The following is a 20,406-nucleotide window of genomic DNA, read 5'->3' on the forward strand; positions in this document are numbered from 1 at the left end:
TCTGTCCCCGCTTATCTGCGAAATCGAACTATCGCCCGATGTGGCGTTGTGAATGCCGGACTGCGGAGGAGGCAGGCCACAAGAAAGCATTGCCGTCGACTGCATTGGTTGCAGATCGAGGCATTCAACACATGGGAGGAATCCATGAGCAAAAATAGAGGCGTCGTTTATTTAAGGCCAGGCAAGGTCGAAGTTCGCGACATCGACGACCCGAAGTTGGAAGCCCCCGACGGCCGCCGCATCGAGCACGGCGTGATCCTGAAGGTCATCTCCACCAACATCTGCGGCTCTGACCAACACATGGTCCGTGGCCGGACGACGGCGATGCCGGGCCTGGTTCTCGGCCATGAGATCACCGGCGAAATCATCGAGAAAGGCGTCGACGTCGAGATGCTCGACATCGGCGATATCGTCTCGGTGCCGTTCAATGTCGCCTGCGGTCGTTGCCGCTGCTGCAAGTCGCAGGATACCGGCGTCTGCCTGACGGTGAACCCGGCGCGTGCCGGCGGCGCTTACGGCTACGTCGATATGGGCGGCTGGATCGGCGGACAGGCGCGCTACGTCACCATTCCCTATGCCGATTTCAACCTGCTCAAAATTCCGGATCGCGACAAGGCCATGGCGAAGATCCGCGACCTCACCATGCTCTCCGACATCCTGCCCACCGGCTTTCACGGCGCAGTGCGCGCAGGCGTCGGAGTCGGATCGACCGTCTACGTCGCCGGCGCCGGCCCTGTCGGCCTTGCGGCCGCCGCTTCAGCCCGCATCCTCGGTGCGGCGGTCGTCATGATCGGTGATTTCAACAAGGACCGCCTGGCACATGCCGCAAAGGTCGGGTTCGAACCCATCGACCTTTCCAAGAGCGATCGTCTCGGCGACATGATTGCTGAGGTCGTCGGCAGCAACGAGGTGGACAGCGCCATCGACGCGGTCGGCTTCGAGGCACGCGGCCATTCCGGCGGTGAACAGCCGGCGATCGTGCTCAATCAGATGATGGAGATCACCCGCGCCGCCGGCTCGATCGGTATTCCCGGTCTCTACGTGACCGAGGATCCGGGCGCTGTCGACAATGCCGCCAAGCACGGCAATCTCTCGCTTCGCTTCGGTCTCGGCTGGGCAAAAGCGCAGTCCTTCCACACCGGACAGACCCCGGTGCTGAAATACAATCGCCAGCTCATGCAGGCGATCCTCCACGACCGGCTGCCGATCGCCGATATCGTCAACGCCAAGGTCATCCCGCTCGACGACGCCGCTGCTGGATATGAAAGCTTCGATCATGGCGCGGCAACGAAATACGTCCTCGATCCGCACGGAGAGGTCGCGAAAGCCGCCTGATCCCAAGGAATAAAGACAAAATTTACAACGCCGCGCCTGTTTCGCAGGCGCGGCGTTGCAACGATTGAACCTTGGAACAAAACTACTGGATGCTGAACGGGAAATACTTAGCGTTGATCATGTCATAGGTCCCGTCATCCTTGATGGCCTTCAAGGCATCGTTCAAGCGGGCAAGACGCTCCTTGTCATCCAGGCGCAACGCGATCCCGGCACCCTCGCCGAAATAAGTGATATCGACCAGATCCGGCCCCTTGAACTCGCAGCAGGTCCCCGCCTTGGTGTTGGCGATCCAGTCATAAATGGCAAGTTTATCCTCGAGGATGATATCGACGCGCCCGTCCGACAGGCCTTTGTATAATTCCGGCGAAGAGCGGAAAACCGTCTTTTTCATGTCTGGATACAGGTGGTTGGCATAAGATTCCTGCGCTGTCGACGATGTCACGCCGAGTTTTTTGCCGCTGAGGGCGGCGGGGCTGACGTCACTGATCGGCGAGTCCTTGCGGGCGATGAACACCGACGGGCTGGTGTAATATTGGGCGGTGAACGCGACCTTCTGGCGACGCTCCAGGCTCATCGACATGGAGGAAATGATCGCGTCGTATTTGCCGGCGACGAGATCGGGGATCATGTCGTCCCACTTTTGGATGATGAATTCGCATTCGAACTTGCCGGCTTCGCAAAGGGCATTGGCGATATCGATGTCGAAGCCTTGCAGCTTGTTATTCGCATCAAGATAGTTGAAGGGCGGAAATGCACCTTCGACGGCAACTCTCATGGGCGTGCGATCTTGCGCAGCCAGCTGCAGCGGTAAGGTCGCGGCGAGAAGAAGACCCAGCCCGCCCGCCATCAGCGCTCCGCGGAGTATAGTCTGAATGGATAGGCGCAACATGTCTGAAACTCCTTGTGGGGTAATCTCGCCCGATAGTGCGCTGCAGCCTTTAATTCTACGTGAACGCTTCTTTGTTAGCGTTCACGAATGCGCCCGTGGTGGGTTCAGGGGTTTAGGCTTGCACATCGTTGTTCCTTCCAGCTCCAATACGTTTCAGCAATCCTGGATCGCTTCGGGGAGAATTCTGTTCCTGATCGCTGTCAGCGGGCTGGGAGCGATCGGACTGGTCGTGCTCTCTGCGCTCTGGGCGGGAACCGAAAGCGACGCCGCGGCCCTCGATCGACAGCGCCAGCTCGTCAATGCGCGCCTCAGGGAACAGGTCGATCAAGTCGCGCATGTCATCGGTCAATTCGGCAATGGCTATCTCGCCGGTGTCTATCCGGCCTCCCGGGCAGCGGGAGTTTCCTCCAGCCTCGATACTGTTCTTACTGCAGCGGCCGGAAGTGCGATCAGCCAGACTGCAATGTCGGCCTTCGGCTACGATCAGGCCTTCGTCGTCGACGACAAGGCGCAGCTGATCATGATGACCGACGCCGAAACGGAAAAGCGCTATCGCTGGATGAGGCCGCTCTTTCTGCCTCTCCTTAAAGACGCCCGCCTTACGGGGAGCCGGGGCACAGTTCCGAGCGAACGGACCCCGTCATCGATGGAAAGCCGCTTCGCCGATACCGCCCGCGCCAACCGAGCACTGGCCAATCTGATGCGGCTCGAAGGCCGGCCGACCATCGTGGGCATCGTCGCCGTCAATGAAGCCGCCGAGAGCCAACCGCAGCCGATGCGGCAATTCCTGATCGTCGTGCGGTTTCTTGACGGCGCGGCGCTCGACGAATTGAGCCGGCAACAAGGCCTCAACGGCGCCCGCTTCGCGCGCACGGCCGACGCTGACGAAAACGAGGTCGCGTTCCAGATCGACGCCACGGCGAACGGTGAACCGATCGGTTTCATCGTATGGCGGCCCGATCTTCCGGGTTCGAGGGTGATCGGCCGCTTGATGCCGGCGCTTTCAATTGCCGCCCTGGTGATCGCGGTCCTGTTTTCGGTTCTGCTCGTGCGGCTGCGAAGCAGTCTCGGCGAATTGAAGAAAAGCGAGCTGCACGCACGGCAGCTCGCCCTGCATGATGTGCTGACCGGCCTTCCCAACCGCGCCATGTTCGCTATGCGGTTCGAGGAGTGTCTGGCCGATACGCGGAATTCCGCCGAGCCATCGGCAGTGGCGCTGCTTGACCTCGACCGCTTCAAGGCGGTGAACGACACCTTCGGCCATGCAGCCGGCGACGAACTCATCAGGAGGGCTGCGGAGCGGATCGGCGCAGTGCTTCGTCCGCATGACACGCTTGCCCGGCTCGGCGGGGATGAGTTTGCCCTGCTTCTGCGGAACGTAAAAGATGATCAAATCCTGCCGTCCATATGCGAAGCGATCGTTGCCGAACTTGGCAAGCCCTTCCCGCTTTTGAAGGGCGAAGCGGTCGCCCGGGTCGGCGGCTCGATCGGCGTGACCGTCGTGCCGGATGCCGGGCGCAATGCCGACGATATCATGCGGTACGCTGACGTCGCGCTCTACGAGGCAAAAATGGGCGGAAGGGGCCAGTGGCGCGTCTATTCGCCATCCATGGACGGCGGCAGAAATGCGCGCGACATCCTCAAGAACGAGTTGCGGGAAGTTCTGGCCCAAAGCACCGCCTCACTCCCTCCCCCTTCCGCGCCGATTGCGGGCAGATCTGATTTCGGGTCGCTCGAGGTCTATTACCAGACCGTGCATCGTGCCGGGCACGGATTTCAGGCGTCGGGCGCGGAAGCGCTCGTGCGTTGGCGCCACAGTCAGCGCGGGCTCTTGACGCCTGCCAGCTTCATCCCTGCTGCCGAGGAGGGCGGTCTTATCGACGCGCTCGGCTTCTGGGTACTGCGCGAAGCCTGCAGAGCCGCCTGCAAATGGCCTGACGGCACCTTTGTCGCGGTCAATGTATCTCCCGCCCAGCTGCGTCGACCAAATTTTGCCGACGAGGTCTTCGCTGTGCTTCAGGAGAGCGGGTTGCAGCCATCCCGGCTCGAGCTCGAGCTCACCGAATCTTCGCTCATTGAAGATAATTCCGAGATTTATTCGGTGCTGAAGTCGCTGCGCAGCCAAGGCGTTCAGATTTCGCTGGACGATTTCGGAACCGGCTTTTCATGCCTCAGCCATCTGGTGCGCTTCGACATAGACCGTCTCAAAATCGATCGCTCGTTCGTCTCTTTGCTAGGCACGAAAGCCAACGGTGCGGCCATAATTGGCGCAATCGTCGCGCTCAGCCGCAACCTCGGCATCTCGACGACTGCCGAGGGGGTCGAAAGCGAGTATCAAAGGGACTTTCTGACTGCCCTCGGCTGCACCGATCTCCAGGGATACTTCTTCTCCAAAACCGGTTCCGCTCCGCGATCTCGACTGCTTCGGCCAGCCCGAAAGTGGCCCCGCGTTACGGACGATCGCTCCAGGCGCCATCGCCTGAGCACCTTTTGATCGTCACGCGGTTGGGAACTTTCGCTGCGGACAGCGGTTGACGCCCCGAGATGAAGGGAGGACGTGATGGGCGAGCTCGGCGAGTGGCGGCACCTTTGCGTCGACATGCAGCGGATGTTTGCGGAAGATACCCCCTGGCACGTTCCCTGGATGGCTCGGATCTCCCCTCAGATCGAGGAACTCGCCGGCCGGCATCCGTCCCGAACGATCTTCACCCGCTTCGTGCCGCCCCAGCATGCGGATGCCATGCCCGGAAAATGGCGGGACTATTACCGGAAATGGTGGATGATGACGGGCGAGCATCTTCCGCGTGGCCTGGTCGAGCTGGCTTCCTCGCTGGCCTTGCTTGTTCCGCCGGCAAGATATTTCGACAAACGCACCTATTCCCCCTGGATCGACGGCCGCCTCCACACAACTCTTCAATCCGAGCGGGTCGACACCCTTGTGGTCACCGGTGGGGAAACGGACGTCTGCGTGCTTGCGACGACGCTCGGCGCCATCGATCTCGGCTATCGTGTCATCATGCTGAAGGACGCCGTCTGCAGTAGCGCAGACGACACCTATGACGCATCGCTGGAGCTTCTGCACGACCGCTTTTCCGTGCAGCTCGAGCTCATGGAGACGGAAGAGTTCTTGAGCAGCCTTGGCTGAGGGCCTTCCGGGCGACCTTATTGATTGTACCAAGGCATGGCCGTTCCCCGCAAAGGTGGTGAGCACGCTTGCGCATGAGACCGCAAAGACCGCACTCGCACCTTGCGCTTCAGGCGTCTGGCACTCAGCGGGCTTCCTCGTTTTCTGCCTTTTCCAGAGCTGCGTTCAACAGTTGGAGCGCGAACTCCTCTGCAGCCTTTTCGTCATCCGCGCAGAGCTTCAACGGGGCGCACCTCTTCTTCAGATTGCGAACAAGTCGCCGTCGAAGCCTCGGGACCAGGCGCGTTCCCGTTTTGGCGAGAAGCTCCTGCAGACAGGTAACGGCAACCGCTTCGAACATGAGAAGCTTGCCTTCGACTTCACCTTGCGAAGGAATGGGCGACCGCTCACCGCCCCGTTTGAAGTCTCTCTCCGTCGACAGCATCTGCGGCCTCCTAGCCGATGACAGACCCGCACCTGCCTGAATTGCGCGATCAGGACGTCCAAACCGACTGCCGGGAATTATAACACCATCTCTTCTGTCTGGCTCGACGAACGCTAGCGCGAAGTCGACGTTCTTTCCTGGAGCTGAGATCAAGACTACTCTCGGCCGAAGCGGGATTTCGTACGAGGTCCAAGACGCCGAATTCGCATCGGCCGCGGAACACGGGCGATTATGCCGGCGCAACGGTCATCGTCGTAAAGCCGCCCGGAATGCTTCATTGATGGGCGGCAATCGCGGATGGGAGATGCCCGATTTGAGACATGTCAATGCGCAGTTCCGGGTCAGGTGCCAGAGTGGTAATATCAGATCGCCATTCTCTTTTTCGGGTGTACACCATGAAACGGCATATCCTTCTCCCGCTCCTCACTTACCCGGATGCGACTTCGGAAATCATGGTCGCCAATGCGGTCATGCTCGCGCGGCACATGCAGGCGACGCTGACCGTCTGTCCGGTGGAGATTACCATTCCCGACGTCTCCAATGCCCTGTCCTCACTGATCATCGATGCGGCACGAATGGCGCGGGAAGCCGGAGCGCTGAGCCGCAAGCGTGCTTCGGCGCTGACGCAGAAAGTGGTCGATGAGGCAAGGGCCGCTTCCGTCGATCTACGCACCCGCGAGATCAAGGTTGAGGAGCCATTCGTCGTCGACGCGCTGGCGGAAGCCTCGCGCGCCTACGATCTTGTGCTTCTGGAACTGGCAGGCCTCTCCCGTCCGATCGTCGAGGCGGTGCTGTTTGGATCGGGGCGGCCGCTCATCCTCTATCCGCCGGCGCCGTTCGGCGGCCGGATAGATCGTGTCGCCATCGCCTGGGATGGCAGCCGCGCGGCTGCGCGGGCAGCCCATGATGCCTCGTTCTTCCTCGAGCAGGCCTCCAAGGTCTGTCTGCTTTCCGTGATCGACGAGAAGCCGGTGACGTACGAGACGGGGGATTGTCTCATCGAAAACCTGCTGAAGAGCGGCGTGACGGCCGAGGCGACGCGGGTGCGTGCGCACGGCAAACCGGTCGGGGAGGTGCTGCAGAGCAAGGCCCTGGAATTGCGGGCAGATCTTCTCGTCATGGGCGGATTCGGGCATTCGCGCCTGCGGGAATTCGTGCTCGGCGGCGCGACGGAGGCAGTGCTGACCAGCATTACCCTGCCTGTCCTGCTATCGCATTAAGAGACGGTATGCGATGAGGGGATCGGCTTCGAAACACTGGCTCTCGGACTGATTGTCAATGCCACGAAGGCCGCGTGCCTCACAACCCGCGGCTTGTCGCTCAGCAGGAAGCAGCTCCTCAATCTCGTCGCAGCGTCTTGCCGCACTCCGCATCGAACAGATGAAGCTTGCCCGGTCGGGCAGCAATCGTTACGGCCTGCCCCGGCTCGAACTCGTGACGTTCGGACAACACGGCGACAAGCTCGCCGGACCCGTAGCGCAGAAATACCATCGTCTCGTGGCCGGTGGGTTCGGTGACGTTGACGGTCGTCTTCAACCCGTTCGGAGCGAGTGCCAGATGTTCGGGCCGCACGCCAAGGCGCACAGCCTGGCCATCGGACGCTTCCGGCGTGAAGCCGAGTGCAATCTCATCGCCTGTCTCCGTGACGAAGGCAGCACCGTCGGCCTTGTAGCGGCCTTTCAGCAGATTCATCGACGGCGAGCCGATGAAGGTGGCCACGAACGTATTGCGCGGACGATCGTAGAGTTCGAGCGGCGTTCCCGTCTGTTCGATCCTGCCGCCCTGCATGACCACGATCTTGTCGGCCATGGTCATCGCTTCGACCTGGTCATGGGTGACGTAGATCGTCGTGGTTCTCAGCCTCTGATGAAGCTCCTTGATCTCCTTGCGCATCTGCACGCGCAGCTTGGCATCGAGGTTCGACAGCGGCTCGTCGAACAGGAAGACTTGCGGCGACCTGACAATGGCCCTTCCCATCGCCACGCGCTGCCGCTGGCCGCCCGAAAGCTGGCGCGGATAACGGTCGAGATAGGGCACGAGGTCGAGGGTCTCGGCCGCCGCCTGCAGACGCTGCTTGATGACATCGGCAGGCTGTTTCTGCAGGCGCAGCGCGAATACCATGTTTTCGGCAACCGTCTTGTGCGGATAGAGTGCATAGCTCTGAAAGACCATTGCAATATCGCGATCCTTCGGCGGCAGATTGTTGACGATCTTTCCGCCGATCGAGATGGTACCGCCGGTGATGCTTTCCAGCCCCGCGACCATGCGCAACAGGGTCGACTTGCCGCAACCGGACGGGCCGACGAGCACCACGAACTCGCCATCGCGAATATCGATGTCGACGCCGTGCAGGATATTTAAAGCGCCATAGGCCTTCCGCGCCTCCGAAATATTGACCTCAGCCATATGCCTCCCACTCACTTTCCGGCCACCCCCGGCGTAATCCCCAAGGGTCTGCATCTCTCGCCGATATCCCAGGCATTACGGCCAGCGAAAACGCGTTTTGCCACGACCCGGGACGCCGCCAAATCTCCTCCATGAAACGTTTCATTTTTTATTGACTTTTTCCGCTTGCCGTCTAATGCTCGATGGCGAGACCGAGAGGAGCGGTTTCAAACAAGAATATGAAACGTTTCATTTTCTTGTTTACCAGATAGTTCTGCACGAGACCAGTCCCAAATTCGGGCCGGATACTATTCGGAAACACTGGCTGGCGGCAGCGCACCAACGTGGAGGAGGAAGACATGAAAGTCGAAATTTACGATGCATTGATGCGCCGCCAGGCAAGCCGCCGCGACGTGTTGCGCGGAACGGCAAGTGCTGCGGCTCTGCTCGGCCTGTCCGGCGCGATGGGTGGAATTGCCGGCACGGCGTTCGCCGCCGATGATCTGCGTGCCCAGATCCTGCAGATTCCGGGCGTCGGCAAGGGCTCGCCGACGGATGGAGACTGGCAGAAGGTCGGCGAGCTCTGCCTTGGCCCGACCAAGGCCAATGTCAAGGAGGGTGAGTTCGCAGGCGTCGAGCTGACCTTCATGGGGCTCAACAACCAGAATCTCCACAACTTCCTGTTCCGCGGCTTCCTGAAGCCGTGGGAGGCCTATACCGGCGCCAAGATCAACTGGATCGACCTTGCTCAGGCCGATTACAACGCCCGCCTTCAGCAGTCGATCGCAACCGGTACGGTTGATTACGACATTTTGGAAATGGGCGCACCCTTCGAAGGCGACACAGCCGGACGCGGGCTTCTGGACGAGATGCCGGACTGGGCTGCAAAGCAGATCGAAGCCGACGACCTGGTGAGTTACCTGAAGCCACCGGTCGGCACCTGGGACGGCAAGACCTATCGCGTCACGATCGACGGCGACTGCCACACCTTCGCCTATCGTAAGGACTATTTCGGCGAAGGCTCGATCAGCGGCATGGCCGAGCCGCCGAAGACCTGGCAGGAGGTCAACGCAGCGTCCAAGGCGCTGATCGGCAAGACCGATCCGCTGACCGGCCAGCCGGCCTACGGTTATCTCGATCCGCTCAAGGGCTGGGGCGGCTTCGGCTTCTATTTCATCGAGAACCGCGCAACGGCCTATGCCAAGTATCCCGGCGACCCGGCCTGGCTATTCGATCCTGAGAATATGAAGCCATTGGTCAACAACCCCGCATGGGTCCAGGCGATCCAGGATGTCCTGGATCTGATCGCGGCCAAGACCTATCCGGCCGATCAGATCAATGCGGATCCCGGCACCACCGCCTTCTCGCAGTTCCTGGCGGGCACCGGTGCAATGCTGATGTGGTGGGGCGACGTCGGCTCCAGCGCGCGCACCTCGGACACCTCGGTCGTCGGCGACGTCGTCGGCTTCGGCATCAACCGCGGCTCCAACCGCGTCTACAACCGCAAGACCGGGCAATGGGAAGAAAAGTACAACGAGGCGCCCAACATGGCCTATCTCGGCTGGGGGATCTACGTCACCAAGCGAGTCTCCGCTGACGAGAAGAAGCGCAAGGCGGCCTGGTCTGCTGCCGCCCATCTCGGCGGCAAGGATCTGTCGCTGTGGACGTCTGCCTATCCGTCCGGCTTCCAGCCCTACCGCCAGTCCCACTTCAACTACGACGAATGGGAAAAGGCGGGTTACGACCGGGCCTACATCGAGGACTATCTGGGTTCGAACGCCGACAGCTATAATCACCCGAACGCAGCGATCGAACCGCGCATCCCCGGCATTTTCCAATATTACTCCGTCGCCGAGGACGAATTGGCGAAGGGCTTTGCCGGACAATACAAGTCGGCACAGGAAACCGCGGATGCGATTGCCGCCGCCTGGGAAAAGATCACCGACCAGATCGGCCGCGACAGCCAGCTGAAACTCTATCGGACGAGCCTCGGGCTCTGATCGTTTGACCTAACGCGCTGGCGGATTGGAATTCGCCAGCGCCCATTCTGTCCGGGCGAGGAATATCATGTCGACAGTCGAAGCCGACCTGCTCCACACGGTCGAGGCCGGCTCCATTTCAGCGAGCCGCCGTTTCTGGGGCCGCGCGGCTCTGTGGCTGAGCGCCGTCTGGTTCGTAACATCCTTTGCAATGCAGGCTGCCCACGAACTTGGCTGGACCGGCTGGGGCTTTGCGAACTGGAGGCCGGTTCTTTACGCCTATTTCCTCTGGGCCACGGTTCTTTGCGTCACCCGCGTCGTCATATACGGCGAGGCCGGCAAGAAGGCGCTCTTTGTTCTGCCGGCCGCGCTTTTCGTCGTATCGATGGTGGTCTTCCCGCTGCTCTTTGCACTCTGGATCGGATTTTCCGATTGGAACCTCGCCTCTTCTGCCGGGCGGCGCTTCAACGGGCTCGACAATGTGCGCCGGATGATCGCCGACCCGTTCTACGCCAACGCCTTGCTCAACATGATCGTTTATTGCCTGGCGATTGCGGTTGAGTATGCGATCGCCTTCGGCCTGGCGCTGCTCCTCAACCAGGAAATCATTGCCCGAAAGGTCTGGCGGGTAACCTTCCTCGTACCTTTGATGCTGTCGCCGGTCGCGGTAAGCTGGATGGTCGGCAAATCGATGCTGGAGACCCGTTTCGGCCCGATCGCGCGCCTGGTCCGCTGGCTCGGCTGGGAAAATCCCTCCTTTTTCGGCGATCCGCTGACGGCGCGCCTTTCGATCATGATCATGGACGCCTGGACCTTCATCCCCTTCATGATGATCATGCTGCTCGCCGGATTGCAGGCCTTGCCAAGGGAGGTGCTGGAGGCGGCCGAAGTCGACGGCGCCACCAAATGGCAGCGCTTCTGGCAGGTCATCTTTCCGCTGATGCTGCCGGTCTCGGTCACGGCGGTGATGATCCGCATCATCTTCAAGCTCAAGCTCGCCGACATCATCATCACGGTGACGTCGGGGGGGCCCGGCGGGGCGACGGATTCCGTCACCAGTTTCATCTATCGCGAATACCGCGACCGCTCGAACGTCGGATACGGCACCTTGCTCGCGCTCGTCTATCTCGTGATCATCGTCGTCGGCATGACGGTGCTGATGAAGATCTCCGACCGCATCGTCAAGCGGATGACAGGAAGGCTCTGATGGTTCGCATCGATTTCGAAAAATACGGGCGCGGCCAACGCATTCGCTGGTGGGCCATGCGTCTGGCCGTCTACGGCCTGCTCGTCATCTGGGCGTGTGTCTGCATCTTTCCGCTGTTCTGGACGGTTTCGACCTCGTTCAAGACAGCCGCAGATGTGATGCGCGGCAATCTGATCCCCTGGTTCAATTTCGCGCCGAACTGGCTCGGCTGGCGCTCGCTAGGGCTCTCTCCCGATACGATTTCCCAAATTTCGACGGTGCGGGACGAGTTCATGCGCAGGCTCTGGAACAGCGTCATCATCTCCGTCACGGCATCCGCTCTTGCCGTCGTGCTCGGATCGCTGGCGGCCTACGGCCTCAGCCGCTTTTCCTACAAGTTCGGCCATATGCGCAATTCCGACATTTCGTTCTTCTTCCTGTCGCAGCTCATTATGCCGCCCGTCGTCCTCGCCCTGCCATTCCTGGTTCTCTACAAGGAGCTGGCTCTGCTCGATACTTATGCCGGGATGATCGCCGTTTACACGCTGATGGTCCTGCCGATCGTCGTCTGGATCATGCGTGACCAGTTCGCGACCATACCGGTCGAGCTCGAGGAGGCTGCGCTGGTCGACGGCCTGTCGGTCTGGGGCGCGTTTGCCCGCATCATCGTGCCGCTTGTCCTGCCGGGCATGGTGGCCGCGTTCCTTTTGGCGCTGATCCTGTGCTGGAATGAATATTTTTTCGCGGCACTGCTGACCTCCACAAATACCAACACGCTGCCGGTGATGATTGCCAGCCAGACAGGCAGCCAGGGCATCAACTGGTGGTCGATGGCTGCCCTTTCCACCGCCGGGATTCTTCCGCTGGTTATCGTCGGCGTCGTGCTGGAAAAGCACATAATCGCCGGGATGACCGCGGGAGCGGTAAAATAGCTGCGGGACGTTTGAAAATGTCAAGGATGCCCACAGTCAAGGATGTCGCCGAATATGCGGGCGTATCCGTGGGCACGGTTTCGCGTGTTCTGTCGGGCGAGGCCGCGGTCAAACCGATGCTGCGTGAAAGGGTGAACGACGCCATTTCGGCGCTCGGCTACCGGCCGAACGTAACCGCAAGAGCCTTGCGCACCAGCAGAACCGACGTCATCGGCCTCGTCGTTCCCGATATCACCAATCCCTTCTTTGCGCAGCTTGCGGCAAGCGTCGAGCGTGCGGCGCTCGAATGCGGGCATAGTCTCATGCTGGCGAGCTCGCATAACGACAGCGAGGCGGAGCAGAGCCACGTTTCTGCTTTTCTCGACCGCTCGGTGCGGGGCATCATCGTGGTGGCTTCGAGCGACGGTTCAGGTCTCGATCTACCAGCCTCGGTGCCGGTGATATCGCTGGACCGGCGCTTCGGCACCTTTCCCCTGGTGTCGACCAACCATGCGCAGGCGGCCACGCTGATCGCCGATCATCTTTATGGGCTGGGACATCGCCGCATCGCTTATATCGCCGGGCCGACCGACACCGAAGCAGGGCGCATGCGCAAGGAGGCCTTCGTCAACCGCATGGACGGGTTCGGCAAGGCCGGCGAGCCTGTCGAACTGGAAATCGCCTATGGCAGATTCGACTACGAGTCCGGCGAAAGAATTGCCCGCGAGCTGCTTTCGCGCCTGCCGCAGGACCGGCCGACAGCGATTGCCGCCGCCAGCGACCAGCAGGCCATCGGCGCATTGCGCGCCGCCCGCGACCTCAAGATCGATGTGCCGCGAAAACTGTCTATCACGGGTTTCGACGACATTTCGCTCGCCAATCTCGTGGTGCCGCGGCTGACAACCATACGCCAGCCGGCCGAGATGCTGGCACGGCGCGCAGTCACCCTTCTCCTGGAGGAGCCGCCGGGCAAGGGGGACGAAATGGTGGACGGATCACTGATCGTGCGCGGTTCGAGCGGTCCGTGCCCGCAACTTGGCGCATCGGCCCGAAAGTCGGAATCGATTGCCGGAAAGCCGGATGCATAGAAGGGCGTCGTTTGTGCGTCCGAAAGGCGCACGGCGCTCCACCGGATATCGCCGGACACAGAAATTGAAGCACGGCCGGCGTTCCGGCTAGAGAAAGGATGTAGATCGATGCTCAAGGGAATTCGGGCCGAACTCAACGGCGACATTCTTCAAGCACTTTGCAACATGGGACACGGTGACTATCTCGTCATCTCCGACATGAATTTTCCATCGGATTCGATAGCCCGCCAGACGCGTCTGGGTAAATTGCTGACCATGGAAAACATTCCCGCACCGCGGGCGATCGACGCGATCCTTTCGGTGCTGCCGCTCGACACCCCGATCCAGCCGTCGGTCGGCCGCATGGAGGTGATCGGCAAACCGGATGAAATTCCGCCGATTCAACAGGAAGTACAGGCGATCGTCGACCGCGCCGAAGGCAAGCCGTCGCCCATGTATCCCGTCGAGCGCATGGCGTTTTACGACATCGCCAAAAAGGCCTATTGCGTGATCGCAACCGGAGAATTGCGGTTCTATGGCTGCTTCCTTTTGACCAAGGGCGTCATTCCCGCGGAAGAGGCCGTCCGATGAGCGAGAAAAGCGGGATCGTCATTTTGGGCATTTTTGCCGCCGACACCGCCTATAAGGCAAAGCGCCTGCCGCATATTGCCGAGACGCTGATGGGCTCGGGTTTCACCCTCGGGCCTGGAGGCAAGGGCTCCAACCAGGCGATTGCCGCGGCAAAGGCAGGCGGCAAGGTGGCTTTCATTTCACGGGTCGGCGACGACGCGTTCGGCGCGATGGCGCTGGCGGCCTATGCGGAGGCGGGGGTCAAAGCCAATGTGATGAAGATGCAAGGCGTTTCCACCGGCGCTGCCTTCATCTTCGTCGATGAAGTGAGCGGCGACAATGCCATCATCGTGGTGCCGGGCGCCGCGGGGCTGATTGGTATCGACGATGTCGAAGCGAACCGGGCGGAGATCGAAAGCGCCGCCATCTTCATGACACAACTCGAACAACCGCTGGAAGCGGCCCTGCATGGCCTGTCGATTGCGAAGAGGGCAGGGGCAACTACAATCTTCAACCCCGCGCCGGCCAGCGCCATCCCGGATAGCATCTACGGCTTGTGCGATTTCATCGTTCCCAACGAAATCGAAGCGGCGGAATTGGTCGACCATGCGATCGAAACCGATGAGCAGGCGCGTGCAGCGGCGCGCACGCTGGTCGATCGGGGGGCGAAAGCAGCGGTCATAACGCTGGGCGCCCGCGGTGCGCTCTATCACACAGCCGGGCAGAGTGAATTCGTCCCCGCCTTTTCGGCCGGCAATGTCATTGACACAACCGGGGCCGGCGACGCCTTTCTCGGCGGGTTCGCGACGGCTATTTCCGAAGGTCAGGCGCCAATCGAGGCCGTCCGTTTCGGCTGCGCGACCGCCGCAATCGCCGTAACGCGGCCTGGCACGGCCCCCGCCATGCCTTCTCGCGCCGAGATCAGCGCCTTGCTGCGCTCCTGATGAGGGAGGTCACAGGAAATTCAAAGGAGGCGCGCCAGTCTCGCCATCTCCTGAAACCGGTGACTCCAGCCTTGCGTAGAGACGTAGCCGCCGCGTACGGCCTTGATTCACGGCGACAACGATTGCGGCCTCTCTGCCGCTAGTTGACCGGCCAGACAAAGAGCAGAGCGGGTACGCTGACGAGGATGATCAACGCCGATAGCGGCAGGCCGAGACGCGGATAATCGGAGAACCTGTAACCGCCAGGACCGAAGACGAGCGTGTTGCACTGATGGCCGACAGGGGTGAGGAAGTCGCAACCCGCTCCAATTGCGACCGCCATCAGGAAGGCCTCCGGTCTGTAGCCTAGACCCGTCGCAAAGCTGGCGGCGATCGGCGCCATGACGAGAACCGTCGCGGCGTTATTGAGAAAGGGTGTAACGGCCATGGCGGTTACCAGGATCAGGCCAAGCGCACCCCATGCCGGCAGATTCATAGCCGCCCCGCCCAACCAGCCGGCGATCAAGTCGCTCCCGCCGGAGGTGCGCAACGAATCCGAGACCGGGATGAGGGCCGCGAGCATCACCAGGATCGGCCCATCGACCGATTTATAGACATCCACGAGTGGGATAGCTCGAAAAACGACCATTCCCAGGGCGGCCGCGAAGAAGGCCACCGGAACCGGTGCGAGGCCGACGGCCGTGGTCGCCATGGCAAGCGCCAGGATGACAAGCGGAATGAAGGCGCGGCGACGGATGCCGAGCAGCACCTCCCGCTGGGCGAGCGGCAGCAGACCAAAATCCTGCAAAAGAGCGGTCAGGCTTGCCCGGCTGCCTTGCAGGAGGAGTACATCGCCCGTGCTGAGGGTCAAGCTTCCCAGCCGTTCCTTCAAGCGTTCGCCGCGTCGGCTGATCGCTAGAATGTTGACGCCGCGCGTGTAGGAAAGTGCCAGTTCTTTAGCCGAAAGGCCCGCAAGTGATGATTCCTGACTGACGATTGCCTCCAGCGAAATGATGTCCGCTTCCCGCTGGCCATTTTCTGTCAGAGGTTTGCCGGAAAGCTTCAATTTTCCCTGGGACACGATGCGGTCTATCGCCGCCGAGGGACCTTCCAACATCACGATGTCGTCGGCGCGCAAGATGAGATCAGGGAATGGAGCCATCCGTGAACCGCCGCGCAGTACGGCGGTGGCGATAACCTCACCGTCGCCGAGCTTCAGGAGGTCGCTCAGTGCCCGCTCAAGGAGCGTTGACTGGCCCGTTATCGCGACCTCGCTGGTGTAATTCCTGATCTCAACGGCATCCTCGATCGAGTTGCTCTGCTTTGTGCGGCTCGGCACCAGCCAGTGGAAGAACAACAGGAAGGCAATGCCGACAACCGTCAGAATTCCACCGATCGGTGTAAAGTCGAACATGGTGAAGGGCGCTCCCGTCATCTCCTCCCGCAGGCGCGACACGACGATATTGGGCGACGTGCCGATCTGCGTCATCAGTCCGCCGAGCAAAGCGGCAAATGACATCGGCATCAGGTATTTCGACGGAGAGGCACCGGATTTTCTTGCGAACTGGAATGCGACCGGCATCATGATGGCCAGCGCGCCAATATTCTTGATGAAAGCAGACAGCACCGCGACGGCTATCATCAGGAGCGCAAGCTGCGTATGAAGCGTGTTCAGGTTCGGGAAAAATCGCTTTATCGCGGAATCGACAATGCCCGACCGTGCCACGCCCGCGCTGACGACCAACGCGCTGCCAACGATGATGACGATGTCGTCGGAAAAGCCGGAAAACGCCTTATCTGGCGCGACAATGCCGGTTGCGACCGCCAAGACGAGCGCGCAGCACGCGACAACATCATAGCGGAACCGATCCCATATAAACACCGCCATCATGAGCGCGATGACAGAAAATGCGATTATCTGCTGTGTTGTCATACGGACCCGGGAAAGAGGCTGGGATGTCGCCCGACAACCAAGCGGAAGAAGATATCCAGAAACGCCGTTACGTGGCGCAAGTTCCTTGGCAGGATGTTCTGGGCCCCTATGGACTTCCAGATCCAGCGCGTGCAGCGCGGATAAGCTGGCCACCCTCAACCCGCCGTTCCCTCACGTTGAATGCAGCGCTCTATCTTGGGCCTCACGTAAGCAAGATCATGCTTGATTTGATCAACCCTCCATCGCCGACTGAAGTGCCGCGTGAAGTCGGACTATCACGCCTCTTGAGGGCGATCCCGGAACTGTGAAGCTTCGTTCGAGGTTGGGGTGCCGGGCTTCGGAGGAGATGAATCGATGACGAGCGGGTGCGTAAAGCTGGATGCCATTGTGATAGGCGCCGGGCCGGGTGGGATGACAGCCGCTCTCTATCTGGGAAGGCTCAACCGCCGGATTGTTGTCGTTGACTCGGGTTGCAGTCGCGCACTCCTCATTCCGCTCTCTCGCAATCACCCAGCTTTTCCCGAGGGTATCGAGGGAGCCGAGCTGTCCAGGCGCATGAGAAAACAACTTCAGAACCTCAGTATCGAGATCGTGGCGGAGGCGGTATCGCAGGTGCGGCGGTCCGCTGATTCAGGCTTCATCGTCGAGTTCGCCGGCCGTTCGATGCTGGCTGAAAACATAGTCCTTGCAACCGGGGTCGAGGACATTCTGCCGCCCATTGACCACGCTGACGATCTCACTCGATCAGGATATCTCCGCCTCTGTCCGATCTGTGATGGTTACGAAATCGCTGGTCGACCGGTAGTGATCATTGGCGCGACGGAGCGCACGGCCTCCGAGGCTCGCTTCCTCAGGGCGTTCACGAGCAAGATCACCATCGCGACGCTGGGAGAAAGGATGGATGTCACACAAGCAACCATGGCCCGGCTGGTTGCTGATGGAGTCGCCATACGCTGTGAGAAGTTGGTACGTTGCTCGCGTCGCGAAAACGGCGTCGTTGATCTCGTCATGAAGGCTTCAGCGCCCTTGGAAGGGGCGGTCCTTTATTCGGCATTGGGAATTCGCCCGCGCTCACAGTTGGCGGAGCAACTGGGTGCTGATCTCGAGGAGGATCTGCGGATCAAGGTTGATGCACACCAAGCTACCCAAGTCCCGGGGCTGTATGCAGTGGGCGACGTTGTCACCGGTCTTAACCAACTCGGCGTGTCAATGGCCCACGGCGAAATAGCGGCCATTGCTGTGCATAATCGTCTTCGGCAAATGCAAGAAAGTCAGAAATCGCTTCTCGGCTGAACGTCAATTCTGCGATATTATCAACTGCATCGCGCGGCGTGCTGAACCTATTCCCCGACTCCTCGCGGCGCCGTCAATTTTCCTCCTTCGCATCTGACAGCGCGGGCGTTTGCTGAGCCAGCCTGCGAGCTTGGCCGATGTCTTATTGCTCCAACCGGGCGCACTCTGGTTTTTCCGAGCCTCTGGCGGGTGGTCCGCTGCCCCAAGAGACGCCCGACACGAGGACGACAGGCGACGACCTCGCTGATCGAAAAGCGCGAGTTCATCCCAAAATGCAGCCTCAGCCCGCCAGAGCTAACTCGTTTTGGTGATGGAACTAAAGCGCTCAGCGGTGGTTCGGCGGGCTCTTACGGTTTTCAAGCAAAAGGGAAATCCTTTGAGCGAGTTGCACCATGAATTCCCGCTACGAAGAGATTTTTTGTCAAGAGCCGGGGAGGACGAGTGGCGCGAGCCAGGCTCAGCGCCGTTGTCTGCGGCCGGTTCATCAAAACTGCGACAGCCGCTGTCACCGTGCCCTTTGGTCGTCGATCTTGACGGCACCCTCGTGCGATCGGATCTTCTGATCGAGACCGCCTTCGCGGAGCTCAGCCGGCGGCCCTATTCCATTGTGGCTCTCGTCGGTGCGCTGTCCAGAGGAAAAGCCTGTCTGAAGCACCGCCTTTCGCAGCCGATGGATTTCGACCCCGCTATCCTTCCTTATGACGCCGAAGTGCTGAACGTGATCAAGGCTGCACGGGAAGAGGGGCGCCCCGTTTATCTCGCCTCTGCAACCCATGAGCGCCTCGTTCGCGCGGTTGCCGACCACCTCGGCCTTTTTACCGGCTGGTTTGCTACCAATGAAACGATGAACTGCGCCGCCGAGGTGAAGGCGGCGAGACTTGTTGCCGCCTTCGGCGAGGGCGGCTTCGACTATGTCGGCAATGATGCGGCCGACCTGCCGGTCTGGCGCCACGCCGCAAAGTCCTACGCCGTGAGGACATCGGCCGCGGTTGCGCGACAGCTTTCCGATCAATGCGACGACGTCGAACACCTCCGGCACGACAGGCCCACCTGGCGGATTTGGGCGCGCTCGTTACGGGTGCATCAATACGTCAAGAACGGGTTGGTCTTCGTCCCGCTCCTGACGAATAAGCTTTTTGACATGCCTAGTCTTGTCAGCGCCGGTCTGGCTTTGGTGGCTTTTTCGCTTTGTGCCTCGGGTGTTTATCTCTTGAATGATCTGGTCGATCTTCAGGACGACCGCCGTCATCGAACCAAATGTCGCAGACCTCTTGCCTGTGGCGAGATTCCCCTGTCGCACGCCGTTTTGGCAATTCCGATTCTGCTTTCGCTGTCGCTTACCGTCGCCGTCATGGTGTCGCCCGCCTTCGTGCTGGTCCTTGCTGGATATTTTGCCCTCACCACGGCCTACTCCTTTTTCCTGAAGCGGAAGATGATCCTGGACGTCGTGGCTTTAGCTTCTCTCTATACGACCCGCGTGATCGGAGGGGCCGCGGCCATTGCGGTGTGGCCATCTCCGTGGCTGCTTGCCTTCATGATGAGCTGGTTCCTCTCACTCGCATTGGTCAAGCGTTATACCGAATTGATTTCGCGCCGCGCCGCGCACCTGCCGGACTTGAAAAGCCGAGACTACCGGAAAGTGGATATCGGCATGGTGGGTGCATTGGCAGCAGGCGCTGGGATGAACGCGCTGACATTATTTGCGCTCTATGCTGCAAGCGACAGCGCCCAGGATCTTTACACCAGGCCAGGGATGCTATGGCTGGTAGGCCCGATCCTGGCTTGCTGGATCGCCCGCATACTGATGCTCGCCAACCGGGGGCAGATGCTCGATGATCCTGTGGTCTTCGCTATCAAGGACAAGGTCAGCCTCGCCACGCTTGGCGCCGCCGGCTTATTTGTCGTCGCCGCAATGTGAGGTGGCAGAATGGACTTTCAGTCTTTGCAGCCGGGCACTCGCGTCGGCGTCGCAACTCGCTACTGCGCCTTCGCGATGCTCTCCACCGCCGCGAATTTTGCGGTCCAGGCCGTTGTCGTTCAAATGGCGCCTTCACCGAACCTTATGCCTTCGATTCTCGCAGGCACCGCTGCCGGTTTCGGGCTGAAATATTTCCTCGACAAACGGTGGATCTTCTTCGACCGCTACACGTCCCACGGCGACGAGATGCTCAAGGCGGCGCTTTACGGCCTGTTCAGCGTGCTGACGACGCTCATATTCTGGGGGTTCGAAATTGCTTTCTGGACCGTCTGGAAGACTGAACTTGCCAAATACACGGGTGGAGCGATCGGTCTGGCGATCGGCTATGTCTCCAAATACGCTCTCGACCGGAAATTCGTTTTCAAACCTGAGGAGGCGTGACGAACCG

General features: G+C 60.5%; 17 protein-coding genes and 1 pseudogene. 14 read left to right on the top strand and 4 right to left on the bottom strand.

Annotation, left to right across the window (positions count from 1 at the left end; genetic code table 11):
* The first annotated feature begins 144 nt into the window (after positions 1-144).
* Positions 145-1,335 carry a formaldehyde dehydrogenase, glutathione-independent gene (fdhA, locus tag GA0061105_RS11090; protein WP_064695160.1) on the top strand — a complete coding sequence of 397 codons (1,191 nt, stop codon included), beginning with the start codon at positions 145-147 and terminating at the stop codon, positions 1,333-1,335.
* A gap of 82 nt (positions 1,336-1,417) precedes the next feature.
* Here the strand turns inward: fdhA and GA0061105_RS11095 are convergent, their stop codons facing one another.
* Positions 1,418-2,224, bottom strand: a complete 807-nt coding sequence (locus tag GA0061105_RS11095) for an ABC transporter substrate-binding protein (RefSeq protein WP_064695161.1) — start codon at positions 2,222-2,224, stop codon at positions 1,418-1,420.
* A gap of 118 nt (positions 2,225-2,342) precedes the next feature.
* Here GA0061105_RS11095 and GA0061105_RS11100 point away from each other — a divergent pair.
* Positions 2,343-4,707 (top strand): annotated as a pseudogene (locus GA0061105_RS11100) (putative bifunctional diguanylate cyclase/phosphodiesterase).
* Positions 4,708-4,784: 77 nt separating this feature from the next.
* Positions 4,785-5,369: a cysteine hydrolase family protein gene (locus tag GA0061105_RS11105; protein WP_092750157.1), complete on the top strand. Its 585-nt coding sequence runs from the start codon at positions 4,785-4,787 to the stop codon at positions 5,367-5,369.
* 124 nt (positions 5,370-5,493) lie between these two features.
* On the opposite strand, the gene GA0061105_RS11110 is transcribed toward GA0061105_RS11105, so the two are convergent.
* Complete coding sequence (locus GA0061105_RS11110) at positions 5,494-5,793, bottom strand: hypothetical protein (RefSeq protein WP_092750159.1); 300 nt, start codon at positions 5,791-5,793, stop codon at positions 5,494-5,496.
* A 395-nt stretch (positions 5,794-6,188) separates the two neighbouring features.
* Between GA0061105_RS11110 and GA0061105_RS11115 the strand changes: the two genes are divergently transcribed.
* Complete coding sequence (locus tag GA0061105_RS11115) at positions 6,189-7,013, top strand: universal stress protein (RefSeq protein ID WP_092750161.1); 825 nt, start codon at positions 6,189-6,191, stop codon at positions 7,011-7,013.
* Between the two features lie 118 nt (positions 7,014-7,131).
* Here the strand turns inward: GA0061105_RS11115 and GA0061105_RS11120 are convergent, their stop codons facing one another.
* The gene (locus tag GA0061105_RS11120) at positions 7,132-8,199 is read right to left on the bottom strand and encodes an ABC transporter ATP-binding protein (protein ID WP_092750163.1); all 1,068 of its coding nucleotides are present in this window, start codon (positions 8,197-8,199) and stop codon (positions 7,132-7,134) included.
* 338 nt (positions 8,200-8,537) lie between these two features.
* On the opposite strand from GA0061105_RS11120, the gene GA0061105_RS11125 reads away from it, so the two are divergent.
* The 6 genes from GA0061105_RS11125 to GA0061105_RS11150 all read left to right on the top strand — a co-directional run bounded on the left by GA0061105_RS11125 (position 8,538) and on the right by GA0061105_RS11150 (position 14,835).
* Positions 8,538-10,178, top strand: a complete 1,641-nt coding sequence (locus GA0061105_RS11125; RefSeq protein WP_064695170.1) for an extracellular solute-binding protein — start codon at positions 8,538-8,540, stop codon at positions 10,176-10,178.
* Between the two features lie 67 nt (positions 10,179-10,245).
* Positions 10,246-11,364, top strand: coding sequence for a carbohydrate ABC transporter permease (locus GA0061105_RS11130; RefSeq protein WP_092750165.1), 1,119 nt, complete (start codon positions 10,246-10,248; stop codon positions 11,362-11,364).
* Positions 11,364-12,275 (top strand): carbohydrate ABC transporter permease, encoded by a 912-nt coding sequence (locus tag GA0061105_RS11135; protein WP_064695172.1) that lies wholly within the window; start codon positions 11,364-11,366, stop codon positions 12,273-12,275. Before GA0061105_RS11130 ends, GA0061105_RS11135 begins: the two co-directional genes overlap by 1 nt.
* Positions 12,276-12,292: 17 nt before the next feature.
* Complete coding sequence (locus GA0061105_RS11140) at positions 12,293-13,342, top strand: LacI family DNA-binding transcriptional regulator (RefSeq protein WP_092750167.1); 1,050 nt, start codon at positions 12,293-12,295, stop codon at positions 13,340-13,342.
* Positions 13,343-13,450: 108 nt separating this feature from the next.
* A complete protein-coding gene (locus GA0061105_RS11145; protein WP_092750169.1) occupies positions 13,451-13,912 on the top strand; it encodes an RbsD/FucU family protein in 462 nt (153 codons plus the stop codon).
* Positions 13,909-14,835 (top strand): ribokinase, encoded by a 927-nt coding sequence (locus GA0061105_RS11150; protein ID WP_092750171.1) that lies wholly within the window; start codon positions 13,909-13,911, stop codon positions 14,833-14,835. Before GA0061105_RS11145 ends, GA0061105_RS11150 begins: the two co-directional genes overlap by 4 nt.
* A gap of 139 nt (positions 14,836-14,974) precedes the next feature.
* Here the strand turns inward: GA0061105_RS11150 and GA0061105_RS11155 are convergent, their stop codons facing one another.
* On the bottom strand, positions 14,975-16,747 hold the full coding sequence (locus GA0061105_RS11155; protein WP_092750173.1) for an SLC13 family permease: 1,773 nt from the start codon (positions 16,745-16,747) through the stop codon (positions 14,975-14,977).
* Between the two features lie 23 nt (positions 16,748-16,770).
* Between GA0061105_RS11155 and GA0061105_RS32375 the strand changes: the two genes are divergently transcribed.
* The 4 genes from GA0061105_RS32375 to GA0061105_RS11170 all read left to right on the top strand — a co-directional run bounded on the left by GA0061105_RS32375 (position 16,771) and on the right by GA0061105_RS11170 (position 20,399).
* Positions 16,771-17,055 (top strand): hypothetical protein, encoded by a 285-nt coding sequence (locus GA0061105_RS32375; protein WP_141130195.1) that lies wholly within the window; start codon positions 16,771-16,773, stop codon positions 17,053-17,055.
* Between the two features lie 46 nt (positions 17,056-17,101).
* On the top strand, positions 17,102-18,040 hold the full coding sequence (locus GA0061105_RS11160) for an NAD(P)/FAD-dependent oxidoreductase (RefSeq protein WP_092750175.1): 939 nt from the start codon (positions 17,102-17,104) through the stop codon (positions 18,038-18,040).
* Between the two features lie 466 nt (positions 18,041-18,506).
* Complete coding sequence (locus GA0061105_RS11165) at positions 18,507-19,958, top strand: UbiA family prenyltransferase (protein WP_425348763.1); 1,452 nt, start codon at positions 18,507-18,509, stop codon at positions 19,956-19,958.
* 9 nt (positions 19,959-19,967) lie between these two features.
* Positions 19,968-20,399 (top strand): GtrA family protein, encoded by a 432-nt coding sequence (locus GA0061105_RS11170; RefSeq protein ID WP_092750179.1) that lies wholly within the window; start codon positions 19,968-19,970, stop codon positions 20,397-20,399.
* Positions 20,400-20,406 lie beyond the last annotated feature (7 nt).

The organism is Rhizobium aethiopicum, assembly GCF_900094625.1.
GTDB lineage: Bacteria > Pseudomonadota > Alphaproteobacteria > Rhizobiales > Rhizobiaceae > Rhizobium > Rhizobium aethiopicum.

What these genes read in the sequence shown, in the direction of transcription:
- fdhA (WP_064695160.1), top strand. Translation starts at nt 145, where the DNA reads ATGAGCAAAAATAGAGGCGTCGTTTATTTAAGGCCAGGCAAGGTCGAA.
- GA0061105_RS11095 (WP_064695161.1), bottom strand. Translation starts at nt 2,224, where the DNA reads ATGTTGCGCCTATCCATTCAGACTATACTCCGCGGAGCGCTGATGGCG.
- GA0061105_RS11105 (WP_092750157.1), top strand. Translation starts at nt 4,785, where the DNA reads ATGGGCGAGCTCGGCGAGTGGCGGCACCTTTGCGTCGACATGCAGCGG.
- GA0061105_RS11110 (WP_092750159.1), bottom strand. Translation starts at nt 5,793, where the DNA reads ATGCTGTCGACGGAGAGAGACTTCAAACGGGGCGGTGAGCGGTCGCCC.
- GA0061105_RS11115 (WP_092750161.1), top strand. Translation starts at nt 6,189, where the DNA reads ATGAAACGGCATATCCTTCTCCCGCTCCTCACTTACCCGGATGCGACT.
- GA0061105_RS11120 (WP_092750163.1), bottom strand. Translation starts at nt 8,199, where the DNA reads ATGGCTGAGGTCAATATTTCGGAGGCGCGGAAGGCCTATGGCGCTTTA.
- GA0061105_RS11125 (WP_064695170.1), top strand. Translation starts at nt 8,538, where the DNA reads ATGAAAGTCGAAATTTACGATGCATTGATGCGCCGCCAGGCAAGCCGC.
- GA0061105_RS11130 (WP_092750165.1), top strand. Translation starts at nt 10,246, where the DNA reads ATGTCGACAGTCGAAGCCGACCTGCTCCACACGGTCGAGGCCGGCTCC.
- GA0061105_RS11135 (WP_064695172.1), top strand. Translation starts at nt 11,364, where the DNA reads ATGGTTCGCATCGATTTCGAAAAATACGGGCGCGGCCAACGCATTCGC.
- GA0061105_RS11140 (WP_092750167.1), top strand. Translation starts at nt 12,293, where the DNA reads ATGTCAAGGATGCCCACAGTCAAGGATGTCGCCGAATATGCGGGCGTA.
- GA0061105_RS11145 (WP_092750169.1), top strand. Translation starts at nt 13,451, where the DNA reads ATGCTCAAGGGAATTCGGGCCGAACTCAACGGCGACATTCTTCAAGCA.
- GA0061105_RS11150 (WP_092750171.1), top strand. Translation starts at nt 13,909, where the DNA reads ATGAGCGAGAAAAGCGGGATCGTCATTTTGGGCATTTTTGCCGCCGAC.
- GA0061105_RS11155 (WP_092750173.1), bottom strand. Translation starts at nt 16,747, where the DNA reads ATGACAACACAGCAGATAATCGCATTTTCTGTCATCGCGCTCATGATG.
- GA0061105_RS32375 (WP_141130195.1), top strand. Translation starts at nt 16,771, where the DNA reads ATGTCGCCCGACAACCAAGCGGAAGAAGATATCCAGAAACGCCGTTAC.
- GA0061105_RS11160 (WP_092750175.1), top strand. Translation starts at nt 17,102, where the DNA reads ATGACGAGCGGGTGCGTAAAGCTGGATGCCATTGTGATAGGCGCCGGG.
- GA0061105_RS11170 (WP_092750179.1), top strand. Translation starts at nt 19,968, where the DNA reads ATGGACTTTCAGTCTTTGCAGCCGGGCACTCGCGTCGGCGTCGCAACT.